Origin of the sequence: Streptomyces pratensis (assembly GCF_016804005.1) — a bacterium.
Classification (GTDB): domain Bacteria; phylum Actinomycetota; class Actinomycetes; order Streptomycetales; family Streptomycetaceae; genus Streptomyces; species Streptomyces pratensis_A.
Genome location: NZ_CP051486.1, coordinates 6,194,753 through 6,207,808, shown reverse-complemented (window position 1 = coordinate 6,207,808; position 13,056 = coordinate 6,194,753). Strand labels below are relative to the sequence as shown.

Here is a 13,056-nt window from a genome sequence, read left to right as displayed (position 1 = left end):
GGGCGGGCTGTGTCCCCCGTGATCACAGAGCTCCGCAGTGAGCCGATGTGGGCTCCGGACAGCCGCCCATCTGCCGCGTAAGCCACAGAAGAGAGACCCACCCATGTCCTGGCTGTCCAGATTCAGCCTCGCACAACGGGCCCTGATCGGGCTGATCTCGATCGTCGCGCTCGTTTTCGGAGCGATAGCGATCCCGCAGCTCAAGCAGCAGCTGCTGCCCACCATCGAACTCCCGATGGTGTCGGTGCTGGCGCCCTACCAGGGTGCGTCTCCCGACGTGGTCGAGAAGCAGGTCGTCGAGCCGCTCGAGAACTCCATCAAGACCGTCGACGGCGTCGAGGGCATCACCTCGACCGCCAGCGAGGGCAACGCCGTCATCATGGCGACGTTCGACTTCGGTGACGAGGGCACGAAGCAGCTCGTCGCCGACATCCAGCAGGCCGTGAACCGCGCCCGCATCCAGCTGCCGGACGACGTGGACCCGCAGGTCATCGCCGGTTCGACGGACGACATCCCGACCGTCGTCCTCGCCGTCACCTCCGACAAGGACCAGCAGGCGCTGGCCGACCAGCTCGACCGCACCGTCGTCCCGGCGCTTGAGGACATCGAAGGCGTCGGCCAGGTGACGGTCGACGGCGTCCAGGACCTCCAGGTCTCGGTCGTCCCCGACGACAGGAAGCTCGCCGCGGCGGGCATGAACGCCGGTTCGCTGGCCCAGGCCCTCCAGGCCGGCGGCGCCACCGTCCCGGGCGGCTCCTTCTCCGAGGCGGGCAAGAGCCGGACCATCCAGGTGGGCGGCTCCTTCACCTCGCTCCAGCAGATCGAGGACCTGAAGGTCTCCGCGGCGAACCCCGCGACCGGTGAGGCCGGCAAGCCCGTCCGCGTCGGCGACGTCGCCACCGTGAAGCAGGAGCCCGCCGCCGCGGTCTCCGTCACCCGCACGAACGGGAAGCCGAGCCTCGCCGTCGCGGCGACGATGGACAAGGACGGCAGCGCCGTCGCCATCTCGGACGCCGTACAGGAGAAGCTCCCGGACCTGCGCAAGGACCTCGGCGCCGGCGCCGAGCTGACAGTCGTCTCCGACCAGGGACCCGCCGTCTCCAAGGCGATCTCCGGCCTGACCACCGAGGGCGCGCTCGGCCTGCTCTTCGCGGTCGTCGTGATCCTGGTGTTCCTCGCCTCGATCCGCTCGACGCTGGTCACCGCGGTCTCCATCCCGCTCTCCGTCGTTCTCGCGCTGATCGTGCTGTGGACCCGCGACCTGTCGCTGAACATGCTGACCCTCGGCGCGCTGACCATCGCGATCGGACGGGTCGTCGACGACTCGATCGTGGTCCTGGAGAACATCAAGCGGCACCTCGGCTACGGCGAGGAGCGCCATTCGGCGATCATCACCGCGGTCAAGGAGGTGGCCGGCGCGGTCACCTCGTCCACGCTCACCACCGTCGCGGTCTTCCTGCCCATCGGTCTGGTCGGCGGCATGGTCGGCCAGCTCTTCGGCTCGTTCTCCCTCACCGTCACGGCGGCCCTGCTGGCCTCTCTGCTGGTCTCGCTGACCGTCGTCCCGGTCCTCTCGTTCTGGTTCCTGCGGGCCCCCAAGGGCACCGACGCCGACCCGGACGAGGCGCGGCGCAAGGCCGAGGAGAAGGAGGCGGCCAGCCGGCTCCAGCGGATCTACGTCCCGGTGCTGCGCTTCGCGACCCGGCGCCGCGTCACCAGCATCGTCATCGCCTTCGTGGTCCTGTTCGGCACCTTCGGCATGGCACCCCTGCTGAAGACGAACTTCTTCGACCAGGGCGAGCAGGAAGTCCTCTCCATCAAGCAGGAGCTGACCCCCGGCACCAGCCTGGCCGCGGCCGACGAGGCCGCGCAGAAGGTCGAGAAGGTCCTCGCCGCCGACGGCGGCGTGGAGGACTACCAGGTCACCGTCGGCTCCTCCGGCTTCATGGCGGCCTTCGGGGGCGGTTCGGGCGCCAACCAGGCCTCCTACCAGATCACCCTCAAGGACTCGGCGGACTTCGAGGCCACCCAGGACCGGATCGACGAGGCCCTGGGCAAGCTCGACGGCATCGGCGACACCACGATCGCGGCGGGCGACGGCTTCGGCAGCCAGGACCTCAGCGTCGTGGTCAAGGCCGCCGACGCGGACGTGCTGAAGAAGGCGTCCGAAGCGGTGCGCAGTGAGGTCGCAGGGCTCGAGGACGTCACCGACGTCCAGAGCGACCTGGCCCAGAGCGTCCCGCGCATCTCGGTCAAGGCCAACGACAAGGCGGCCGACGCCGGGTTCAACGAGGCCACTCTCGGTGCGGCGGTCGCCGGCGCGGTGCGCGGCACCCCGTCAGGCACGGCGATCATGGACGACACCGAGCGTGACGTCCTGGTGAGGTCGGCCGAGCCGGCCACCACCATGGCCGAACTGAAGGCCCTCCAGCTCGGCCCGGTCAAGCTCGGCGACATCGCCAGTGTGGAGCTGGTCCCCGGCCCGGTCTCGATGACCCGGATCGACGGTCAGCGCGCGGCGACGGTCACCGCCAAGCCGACCGGCGACAACACGGGCGCGGTCACCGCCTCGCTGCAGACGAAGATCAACGCTCTGGACCTTCCGGAGGGTGCCACCGCGACCATCGGTGGTGTCTCCGAGGACCAGAACGACGCCTTCATGAAGCTGGGCCTGGCCATGCTGGCGGCCATCGCGATCATCTTCATGCTGCTGGTGGCGACTTTCCGGTCGCTCATCCAGCCGCTGATCCTGCTGGTCTCCATCCCGTTCGCCGCGACGGGCGCCCTCGGCCTCCTCATCGTCACCGGCACCCCGATGGGCGTCCCGGCGATGATCGGCATGCTGATGCTGATCGGCATCGTGGTGACCAACGCGATCGTGCTGATCGACCTGATCAACCAGTACAGGGCGCAGGGCATGGGCGTCGTCGAGGCGGTCGTCGAGGGCGGACGCCACCGTCTTCGCCCCATCCTGATGACGGCGCTGGCGACGATCTTCGCCCTGCTCCCGATGGCGCTGGGCGTGACGGGCGAGGGCGGCTTCATCTCCCAGCCGCTGGCGGTCGTGGTGATCGGCGGTCTGATCACCTCCACGCTGCTCACCCTGCTCCTGGTGCCGACGCTCTACGCGATGGTCGAGCTCCGCAAGGAGCGCCGCGCGAAGAAGAAGGCGGCCAAGCGCGAGGCGAAGTCCGGCGAGAGCGCCCCGGACGCGGCGGAGGAAGCCGCCTCCGAGGAGCCGGAGCCGGCGAAGGCCTGACGGGCTCCCCGGCAGCCGCGCAGAGAGGCCCCCGACGCCGCAACGGCGTCGGGGGCCTCTCCCGTGCTCCGGGGCTGCCGGCCCCGGCCGGAACGGCGGCGGAACGGCCCGTGCCCGGAGGCGCGCGATCCGCCCCGCCCGCTACGGCGGCGCAGGCATCCGCTCTACGGCAGCGCCAGCATCCGCTCCAGCGCCAGCTTCGCGAACTTCTCGGTCTCCGCGTCGACCTGGATCCGGTTGACCAGGTTCCCCTCTGCCAGGGACTCCAGCGTCCACACCAGGTGCGGCAGATCGATCCGGTTCATCGTCGAGCAGAAGCACACCGTCTTGTCGAGGAAGACGACCTCCTTGTCCTCCGCGGCGAAACGGTTCGCCAGCCGGCGTACCAGATTCAGCTCCGTGCCGATCGCCCACTTGGAGCCCGCCGGCGCGGCCTCCAGGGCCTTGATGATGTACTCCGTCGAACCCACCTGGTCCGCGGCCGCCACGACTTCGTGCTTGCACTCCGGGTGCACCAGCACGTTGACGCCCGGAATCCGCTCACGGACGTCGTTGACGGACTCCACCGAGAAGCGCCCGTGCACCGAGCAGTGCCCGCGCCAGAGGATCATCTTCGCGTCGCGCAGCTCCTGCGCGGTCAGGCCGCCGTTCGGCTTGTGCGGGTTGTAGAGGACGCAGTCCTCCAGGGTCATCCCCATGTCCCGCACGGCCGTGTTCCGGCCCAGGTGCTGGTCCGGCAGGAAGAGCACCTTCTCGCCCTGCTCGAAGGCCCACTCCAGCGCCCGCTTCGCGTTGGACGAGGTGCAGATCGTGCCGCCGTGCTTGCCGGTGAAGGCCTTGATGTCGGCGGAGGAGTTCATGTACGAGACCGGTACGACCTCGCCGGCGACCCCTGCCTCCGTCAGCACGTCCCAGCACTCGGCGACCTGCTCCGCGGTGGCCATGTCGGCCATCGAGCAGCCGGCGGCCAGGTCCGGCAGGACGACCTTCTGGTCGTCGCCCGTCAGGATGTCGGCGGACTCGGCCATGAAGTGCACGCCGCAGAAGACGATGTACTCCGCCTCGGGCCGCGCCGCCGCGTCCCGGGCGAGCTTGAAGGAGTCGCCGGTGACGTCGGCGAACTGGATGACCTCGTCGCGCTGGTAGTGGTGGCCGAGCACGAAGACCTTGTCCCCGAGCTTCTCCTTCGCGGCACGAGCCCGCTCCACCAGGTCCGGGTCGGACGGGGAGGGCAGGTCTCCGGGGCATTCGACCCCGCGCTCGCTCCGCGGGTCGGCCTCGCGGCCGAGCAACAGAAGGGCGAGGGGTGTCGGCTGGACATCCAGGGGCTGGGCGGTGGTCACGACACGCACCCTTTCTTTTCCGCGAAAAGCCTTTTCGTCTAATTGACGCTATCTATCATAACCGCTTCATGTCAGCTTGACGATGCCGATAGCGTCGATGTGACGCATCCCCCGGCACACGGGGTGTGCGAGCATGAAGGGAACAGACACGCGCCTGGCCCGGAATGAATCCGCGGCCCCGATGGTTGGACCGTCGGCAAGCAGTCCGTACAACCCCGGGAGAGAAGCAGATGTCCGTATCGGACGAGACCACCACCGTGAGCGACGGCATCCTCCTGTCCGACGCCGCCGCAGACAAGGTCAGGACCCTGCTGGAGCAGGAGGGCCGGGACGACCTCGCGCTGCGCGTCGCCGTTCAGCCCGGAGGCTGCTCGGGCCTGCGGTACCAGCTCTTCTTCGACGAGCGCTCGCTCGACGGGGACGTCGTGAAGGACTTCGGCGGCGTCAAGGTCGTCACCGACCGGATGAGCGCCCCGTATCTGGGCGGCGCCTCCGTCGACTTCGTGGACACCATCGAGAAGCAGGGCTTCACGATCGACAACCCGAACGCCACGGGCTCCTGCGCGTGCGGTGACTCCTTCAGCTGAACCCAGAGTCGTACCGACAGCGGCGGCGCTCCCGGATCCGGTCCGGGAACGCCGCCGCTGTCGTCTCCGTGTACGTACGCCTGTGTCCGTGTACGCACGCCTGTCTGTCTTCGCGTGCGGCCCTCAGGCGCGGGGCACCGCCTCACCCGACTCCGCGTCGACCACCTTCCGCCCGTCCAGCGGCGCGTCCAGGGTCACCGTCCGGGTCAGCTCCTTGGCGATCATGATGCAGGCCTTCCCGGGCTCCGGCTTCGACTCCGTGACCGTGACCCGCACACTGGTGCCGTCCTCCGAGGCGCGGGCCGAGTACGTGCTGCACACGCCGCCCCAGAACGTCACCTCCAGCGTCCGGCCGTCCGCGCTGTACGAGACGACCCCCGGGCCGTCCGTACCGCCGGGGTCCTTCGTGGGCTCCGGGGTGGGCCGGGGGCTCTCCTCGGCGAGGTGATCCGGTTCCACCGCGACCTGGACGACCGTGTTCCCGGGGCGGCCCCCTTCGGGCTTCACGGAGAAGAGCCACGAGGGTACGAGGATCGGCTCGCCTTCCGCGTGCTGCGCCGAGAGCCCGAACTCGGCCTTCCCGACCGTCACCGTGGTGGCCGGCGGAGTCCCGCCCCGCGTACCGCAGTCGCTCGTCGACGGCCCCGCGTCCCCCTCCAGCGGCACCGGGGTCGCGCAGCCGCCGGTGCCGGTCTTCGCCGCTCGCCGGCTCTCCGCGTTCAGCTGCCTCAGCGCGTCGTCCGCGCCGGTCACCGGATAGCTGTCCCCTTTCTCCAAGCCCTTCAGGTGCCCGCCGCCACCGACGATCTCGCCCCCGGCCCCCACCTGGATCCCGGTGGACCAGCCGTACGTGGGCAGCCCGCCCACGACGGGGTCGGCGTTCACCACGCGTACCGAACCCATCAGCTGATCCGCGTCGAGCGCCGCGCCGTCCTGTCCCACGGCTTTCAGCACCGGAGCGGCGGCGGCCTTGGCGGCCTTCTCACTCACCGGTGAGCTGGTGCCGGTGGTGCCCGTGCCCGGGGACGCGTCCTTCGGGCAGACCGTGGGCGACCCGCACGCGTCCGGGCCGCCCGATCCGTACCGGGCGAAGGTCCAGGTGCCCGGCGCCTGCTTGATCACCCGCAGCAGAGGACCGGACCCGTCCCCGTCACTGCCCACCTTCCAGGCCGTGCCCTCCGCGCGCGGTGTCCCCTGCACCCCGAGGGCCTTCGCGAGGCGGGTCACCTCGGCTGCGGTCACCGTGCCCGTCGTCCGGTGGACCGTGGCCTCGTCCGGGCCGTCCGGCAGCTCTCCCGAGGCTCGGTAGACGGTTCCGCCGCCATGAGGGTCCGGCTCACCCGGCGCGATGCCCTCCGGGGGCGCCGCCGGGCCGCTGTCCGCCGGCATCTCGAGGGAGAGGAGAGGCGGCGAGCCGGTCCCCGGGTCGGGGAGAAGGCCTGGGTCCGAATGGCCCCCGGTGTTCGACGCCCAGTAGGCGGCACCGCCACCGGCCAGCAGCACCGCTGCCGCCACCGAGGCCGCGACGAGCGGCGAGCGCCGCCGCCGGGTACCGGTCACGTCGTTCTCTGGTCGCTCGGTGCTCACCGGATCGCTCCTTCGACTGCATAGCCGCCACTGGCTCGCCGCCAGTGCCCCGGGCGGGGCAACGGTGGGACGGAGCAGAGGAGCGCGCGGTTCCCCCGGCGGGTGCGGGGGAGCCGCCCGGTCCGGCCGGTCAGTCCCCGTAGTCGGACATGGCGTCGATCATCCGGGCCGACGACGGCGGCACCGTGACGCCGTTGATGCGGGAGGGTTCCACCGGCTTCGCGGCGGTCTTCGCGGGTACGACCCAGTGCGGCGCCATCCGCGCGCAGTCACCGCGCAGCTCGGCAAGGCTCATCTCGGACTCACGCGGAACGATGGTGTTCGACATAACCGCACCGTACGCATGGCAGCGCTCAGGTAGAAAGACCTACTATCGGGTAGTTTTGCCCATTCGAGCAGGCGGGCGTTACCGGGTAGCGTGAACTGTCATGCCGTCCCGGAGGGGCGCTCACGCGCTCCCTTCGCCTTCCGCAGGAGCAGCCTCCCCGTGCGCATTGCAGTCACCGGCTCCATCGCCACAGACCACCTCATGACCTTTCCCGGCCGATTCGCGGACCAGCTGGTCGCCGATCAGCTGCACACGGTCTCGCTCTCCTTCCTGGTCGACAACCTCGACGTGCGCCGCGGCGGTGTCGGGGCCAACATCGCCTTCGGGATGGGCGTGCTCGGCACGCAGCCGATCCTGGTCGGTGCCGCAGGGGCCGACTTCGACGACTACCGCGCCTGGCTGGACCGGCACGGCGTCGACACCGGCTCCATCCGCATCTCCGAGGTGCTGCACACGGCGCGCTTCGTCTGTACGACGGACTCCGACCACAATCAGATCGGCTCCTTCTACACGGGCGCGATGAGCGAGGCCCGGCTGATCGAGCTCAAGAGCGTCGCCGACCGCGTCGGTGGTCTCGACCTCGTCTCGATCGGCGCCGACGACCCCGAGGCGATGCTCAGGCACACCGAGGAGTGCCGCTCGCGGGGCATCCCGTTCGCCGCCGACTTCTCGCAGCAGATCGCCCGGATGGACGGCGAGGAGATCCGCATCCTGCTCGACGGTGCGACGTACCTCTTCTCCAACGAGTACGAGAAGGGGCTCATCGAGTCCAAGACCGGCTGGAGCGACGAGGAGATCCTCTCCAGGGTCGGCCACCGCGTCACCACCCTCGGCGCCCGCGGCGTCCGCATCGAGAAGGCCGGCCAGGACTCCATCGAGGTCGGATGCCCGGAGGAGGAGCGCAAGGCCGACCCGACCGGCGTCGGCGACGCGTTCCGCGCGGGCTTCCTCTCGGGCCTCACCTGGAACGTGAGCCTGGAGCGTGCCGCCCAGGTCGGCTGCATGCTCGCGACCCTGGTCATCGAGACGGTCGGCACCCAGGAGTACACCCTGCGCCGGACCCACTTCATGGACCGCTTCACCAAGGCGTACGGGGACGAGGCGGCCTCCGAGGTCAGGAAGCACCTCTCCTAGGACGAGCGGCAGAGGGGGCACGGACCCGCGGGCGAGCGCCACGGGCTCAGTGCAGCCGGCGGACCACATAGGCCGATCCGTCGTCCGCCGGCTCCTCGCCGACGTACTCCTGCTCGCGCATCTCGCACCAGGCCGGAATGTCGAGGCGGGCGGCCTCGTCGTCCGCGAGCACCGTCACCGTGCCGCCGACGGGTACCCCTCCGATCACCTTTGCGAGTTCGATCACCGGAATCGGGCAGCGCCTGCCGAGCGCGTCGATCACGAGCGAGGTCCGCGGCGCGGGGGAGGGTGCCGCGGAAACGGGCGCGCCGAGCCTCTGACGTACCTCGGCCACCACGCCCGGCAGTACGTCGAGGAAGCCGTCGACCTGCTCGTCCGTGGTCCCCGCCGGGAGCGACACGCGGATGTTCCCCTCGGTCAGCACCCCCATCGCCTTGAGGACGTGGCTGGGCGTCAGGGTGCTGCTCGTGCAGGACGATCCGGACGAAACGGAGAATCCGGCCCGGTCCAGCTCGTGGAGCAATGTCTCTCCGTCGACATAGAGACAGGAGAAGGTGACCAGGTGCGGAAGCCGCCGGACGGGGTCGCCGACCACCTCCACATCGGGCACGGAAGTCCCCACCGCCGCCCGGATCCGGTCCACGAGCGCGCGCAGCCGTACCGCCTCCGCCGCGGCCTCCGCGCGTACCGCCCGCAGGGATGCCGCAGCCGCCACGATCGCCGGGATGTTCTCGAAGCCGGCCGCGCGGCCCGACTCCCGCTCGTCGGCGGGGCCTTGGGGTGCGAACCGCACCCCCTTGCGTACAGCGAGCAGGCCGACCCCGGCCGGGCCGCCCCACTTGTGGGCGCTCGCCGCCAGCAGCGACCAGTGGCCGGTCACCGGCCCCCAGCCCAGCGACTGCGCGGCGTCCACCAGCAGCGGCACCCCCGCCTCGGCGCAGATCTCGGCGGTCTCCGCCACCGGCTGTTCGGTCCCCACCTCGTGGTTGGCGGACTGCAGGCAGGCCAGCGCGGTGTCCGCGCGAAGGGCCCGGCCGTACGCGGAGGGGTCGACCGCCCCGGCCCGGTCCACCGGCACCTCGGTGAACGAACCGCCCTCCGCCTCGAATGCCGCGGCCGAATGGAGTACCGAGGAGTGCTCGACGGCGGAAAGCACCAGATGGCGGCCGACACGCCGACGGCCGGAGAGCGCTCCGGCCACCGCCGAATGCACCGCCCGGGTGCCTGACGAGGTGAACACCAGCTCGTCCGGACGGCAGCCGGCCGCCTCCGCCGCGGCCTCCCTGGCCGCGTCCAGCAGCAGCGCGGCACGCCGCCCCTCGCGGTAGAGGCGGGCGGGATCGGCCCAGCCCTCGTCCAGGGAGGCAAGCAGCGCTTGGCGGGCGACGGGATGCAGGGGTGCGGAGGAGGCCGCGTCGAAGTAGGGCACGCGGTCACGCTAGCCCGCACGGGGCGTGACCAGGTGGCCGGCCGGCGTCGTGGCAGGGAGAGGGGGCGTCAGATGGTGGCCGGAGGCCCGCATTCCATCCCTTCGGGGTGTCGTGCGGCGCGTTGGGCACCCTCCCCGCGCGACCCCAAATAGCGTCCAGTAGGGTTTGGTCCGCATAAACATCCAAACCCCTGCCCGCGTCAGGGCCGGCGACCGACCAAGTGAGACGGCCGCGCCGAACCGTGCGGGCGAGACTCTCGGGAAGGCGCTACGTGAGTCCCAACGGCTCCGACCGCTCGTCGCGGCGCCCGATGCGGCGGAAGCTGCCGCAGGTGCTGACTGCGGGCCTGGTCCTGGCGACGGCCTCCGGTTGTTCATACAACTGGGAGGATTTCCCCCGCCTCGGTATGCCCACCCCGGTAACGGAAGAGGCCCCTCGGATCCTCTCCCTCTGGCAGGGCTCGTGGGCGGCAGCGCTCGCCACGGGTGTCCTCGTCTGGGGGCTGATCCTGTGGAGCGTCATCTTCCACCGGCGAAGCAGGACCAAGGTGGAGGTACCCCAGCAGACCAGGTACAACATGCCTATCGAGGCGCTGTACACAGTGGTCCCCCTCATCATCGTCTCGGTGTTCTTCTACTTCACCGCGCGCGATGAATCGAAGCTCCTCGAGCTCAGCCCGAAGCCCGCCCACACCATCAACGTGGTCGGCTACCAGTGGAGCTGGGGCTTCAACTACATCGAGAACGTGGAGGGCTCGCCCTCCACCGGCAACGAGATCCCCAAGGAGCTCGACGCCATCCCCGACAAGTACCGCAAGGACTTCCCCGAGGGCGCCGGCGGCGTCTACGACGTGGGCATCCCCGGTACGCGCAACCCGCAGAACGGCAACCCGGGCCCGACCCTGTGGCTGCCGAAGGGCGAGAAGGTCCGCTTCGTCCTGACTTCGCGTGACGTCATCCACTCCTTCTGGGTGGTGCCGTTCCTCATGAAGCAGGACGTCATTCCGGGCCACACGAACTCCTTCGAGGTCACGCCGAAGAAGGAGGGCACCTACATGGGTAAGTGCGCCGAGCTCTGCGGCGTCGACCACTCCCGGATGCTCTTCAACGTCAAGATCGTCTCTCCCGAGCGTTACCAGCAGCACCTCAAGGAGCTGGCGGAGAAGGGTCAGACGGGCTACGTGCCGGCAGGCATCGAGCAGACGGACCCGGCCAGGAATGCGGAGACGAACAAACTGTGAGCATCCTCAACGAATCCCAGGGTGCCGCGGCAGCAGACGACTCGTTCGAGGACGAGCTGCCGGTGCGGCGCAAGCAGCCGGGGAGTGCCGTCGTCAAGTGGCTGACCACCACTGACCACAAGACGATCGGCACGATGTACCTGGTCACGTCGTTCGCGTTCTTCTGTATCGGTGGCCTCCTGGCGCTCTTCATGCGTGCCGAGCTGGCCCGGCCGGGTACGCAGATAATGTCGAACGAGCAGTTCAACCAGGCGTTCACGATGCACGGCACGATCATGCTGCTGATGTTCGCGACGCCGCTGTTCGCCGGGTTCGCGAACTGGATCATGCCGCTGCAGATCGGCGCGCCCGACGTGGCGTTCCCGCGGCTGAACATGTTCGCGTACTGGCTGTACCTCTTCGGTTCGCTGATCGCCGTGGGCGGCTTCCTCACCCCGCAGGGTGCGGCCGACTTCGGCTGGTTCGCCTACTCCCCGCTGTCGGACGCGGTCCGCTCGCCGGGCGTCGGCGCCGACATGTGGATCATGGGTCTGGCCTTCTCCGGATTCGGCACGATCCTCGGTTCGGTCAACTTCATCACCACGATCATCTGCATGCGCGCCCCCGGCATGACGATGTTCCGCATGCCGATCTTCACCTGGAACGTCCTGCTGACCGGTGTCCTGGTCCTGCTGGCCTTCCCGGTATTGGCCGCCGCGCTCTTCGCGCTGGAGGTCGACCGAAAATTCGGCGCGCATATCTTCGATGCGTCCAACGGTGGCGCATTGCTATGGCAACACCTCTTCTGGTTCTTCGGCCATCCAGAGGTGTACATCATCGCTCTACCGTTCTTCGGAATCATTTCCGAGATCATCCCGGTATTCAGCCGCAAGCCGATGTTCGGCTACATCGGTCTGATCAGCGCGACGATCGCCATCGCCGGCCTTTCGGTGACGGTGTGGGCGCACCACATGTATGTCACCGGTGGCGTGCTGTTGCCGTTCTTCTCCTTCATGACGTTCCTCATCGCGGTACCGACCGGGGTGAAGTTCTTCAACTGGATCGGCACGATGTGGAAGGGGTCGTTGTCCTTCGAGACACCGATGCTCTGGTCGGTCGGCTTCCTGATCACCTTCGCCTTCGGTGGTCTGACCGGCGTCATCCTGGCCTCGCCGCCGCTGGACTTCCACATCTCCGACTCGTACTTCGTCGTCGCGCACTTCCACTACGTCGTCTTCGGCACCGTGGTCTTCGCGATGTTCGCCGGATTCCACTTCTGGTGGCCGAAGTTCACCGGCAAGATGCTGGACGAGCGGCTCGGCAAGATGACGTTCTGGACGCTGTTCGTCGGCTTCCACGGCACCTTCCTCGTGCAGCACTGGCTGGGTGCCGAGGGCATGCCGCGCCGTTACGCGGACTACCTCGCCGCCGACGGTTTCACCGCGCTGAACACGATCTCGACGATCTCCTCCTTCGTGCTCGGACTGTCGATGCTTCCGTTCATGTACAACGTGTGGAAGACCGCCAAGTACGGCAAGAAGATCGAGGTCGACGACCCCTGGGGCTACGGCCGTTCACTCGAATGGGCGACGTCCTGCCCGCCCCCGCGGCACAACTTCCTCAGCCTGCCGCGGATCCGTTCCGAATCCCCGGCGTTCGACCTGCACCACCCGGAGATCACGGCGCTCGAGCAGCTGGATCACCTGTCCGAGGGTGACAAGGTCCTCGTGGGCGGCAAGGAGGACGGTAAGTGAAGATCCAGGGCAAGCTCTTCATCTGGCTCAGCGTCTTCATGCTGATCATGGCCGTCACGTACGGCGTCTGGTCCAAGGAGCCGGTCGGTACCACCGCGCTGGTCCTCTCCTTCGGCCTGACCATCATGATCGGCTTCTACCTGGCCTTCACGGCCAACAGGGTCGACGCGATGGCCCAGGACAACAAGGAGGCCGACGTCGCGGACGAAGCCGGTGAGGTGGGCTTCTTCTCGCCGCACAGCTGGCAGCCGCTCTCGCTGGCCATCGGTGGCGCCTTCCTCTTCATGGCCGTCGTCTTCGGCTGGTGGCTGGCCTACTTCTCCGCCCCGCTGCTCCTGATCGGCCTCTTCGGCTGGGTCTTCGAGTACTACCGGGGAGAGAACCGCACCCAGTAGGGCGCGCCCGAACAGGACAC

At 69.0% G+C, this 13,056-nt stretch carries 10 protein-coding genes; 6 read left to right on the top strand and 4 right to left on the bottom strand.

The features are described 5' to 3' along the window. Positions 1-103 precede the first annotated feature (103 nt). Entirely contained in the window at positions 104-3,259 is a 3,156-nt protein-coding gene (locus HED23_RS25695) for an efflux RND transporter permease subunit (RefSeq protein ID WP_203185745.1), read from the top strand. Positions 3,260-3,423: 164 nt separating this feature from the next. Here the strand turns inward: HED23_RS25695 and nadA are convergent, their stop codons facing one another. Further along, positions 3,424-4,611, bottom strand: a complete 1,188-nt coding sequence (gene nadA, locus HED23_RS25690) for a quinolinate synthase NadA (RefSeq protein ID WP_203185744.1) — start codon at positions 4,609-4,611, stop codon at positions 3,424-3,426. Positions 4,612-4,832: 221 nt separating this feature from the next. On the opposite strand from nadA, the gene HED23_RS25685 reads away from it, so the two are divergent. Beyond that, positions 4,833-5,189 carry a HesB/IscA family protein gene (locus HED23_RS25685; RefSeq protein ID WP_056784314.1) on the top strand — a complete coding sequence of 119 codons (357 nt, stop codon included), beginning with the start codon at positions 4,833-4,835 and terminating at the stop codon, positions 5,187-5,189. Between the two features lie 123 nt (positions 5,190-5,312). Here HED23_RS25685 and HED23_RS25680 read toward each other — a convergent pair whose 3' ends face one another. Beyond that, positions 5,313-6,776 (bottom strand): hypothetical protein, encoded by a 1,464-nt coding sequence (locus tag HED23_RS25680; protein WP_203185743.1) that lies wholly within the window; start codon positions 6,774-6,776, stop codon positions 5,313-5,315. A 130-nt stretch (positions 6,777-6,906) separates the two neighbouring features. Continuing rightward, a complete protein-coding gene (locus HED23_RS25675; protein ID WP_203185742.1) occupies positions 6,907-7,104 on the bottom strand; it encodes a hypothetical protein in 198 nt (65 codons plus the stop codon). Between the two features lie 159 nt (positions 7,105-7,263). Here HED23_RS25675 and HED23_RS25670 point away from each other — a divergent pair, with 159 nt between their 5' ends. After that, positions 7,264-8,238 (top strand): carbohydrate kinase family protein, encoded by a 975-nt coding sequence (locus HED23_RS25670; protein WP_203185741.1) that lies wholly within the window; start codon positions 7,264-7,266, stop codon positions 8,236-8,238. A gap of 46 nt (positions 8,239-8,284) precedes the next feature. Here HED23_RS25670 and HED23_RS25665 read toward each other — a convergent pair whose 3' ends face one another. After that, positions 8,285-9,667 (bottom strand): cysteine desulfurase/sulfurtransferase TusA family protein, encoded by a 1,383-nt coding sequence (locus tag HED23_RS25665; RefSeq protein ID WP_203185740.1) that lies wholly within the window; start codon positions 9,665-9,667, stop codon positions 8,285-8,287. Between the two features lie 272 nt (positions 9,668-9,939). Here HED23_RS25665 and coxB point away from each other — a divergent pair, with 272 nt between their 5' ends. Genes coxB through HED23_RS25650 form a run of 3 tightly spaced genes read left to right on the top strand, consistent with a single transcriptional unit; the run spans position 9,940 to position 13,036 of the window. Next, positions 9,940-10,908 (top strand): cytochrome c oxidase subunit II, encoded by a 969-nt coding sequence (gene coxB, locus HED23_RS25660; RefSeq protein ID WP_203185739.1) that lies wholly within the window; start codon positions 9,940-9,942, stop codon positions 10,906-10,908. Then, entirely contained in the window at positions 10,905-12,641 is a 1,737-nt protein-coding gene (gene ctaD, locus HED23_RS25655) for a cytochrome c oxidase subunit I (RefSeq protein WP_203185738.1), read from the top strand. Before coxB ends, ctaD begins: the two co-directional genes overlap by 4 nt. After that, positions 12,638-13,036 (top strand): cytochrome c oxidase subunit 4, encoded by a 399-nt coding sequence (locus HED23_RS25650; RefSeq protein ID WP_203185737.1) that lies wholly within the window; start codon positions 12,638-12,640, stop codon positions 13,034-13,036. The genes ctaD and HED23_RS25650 overlap by 4 nt, the downstream gene beginning before the upstream one ends. The last annotated feature ends 20 nt before the right edge of the window (positions 13,037-13,056 follow it).

Excerpts from the sequence above, each read along its gene's own strand:
- HED23_RS25695 (WP_203185745.1), top strand. The coding sequence starts at position 104 with ATGTCCTGGCTGTCCAGATTCAGCCTCGCACAACGGGCCCTGATCGGG.
- HED23_RS25685 (WP_056784314.1), top strand. The coding sequence starts at position 4,833 with ATGTCCGTATCGGACGAGACCACCACCGTGAGCGACGGCATCCTCCTG.
- HED23_RS25675 (WP_203185742.1), bottom strand. The coding sequence starts at position 7,104 with ATGTCGAACACCATCGTTCCGCGTGAGTCCGAGATGAGCCTTGCCGAG.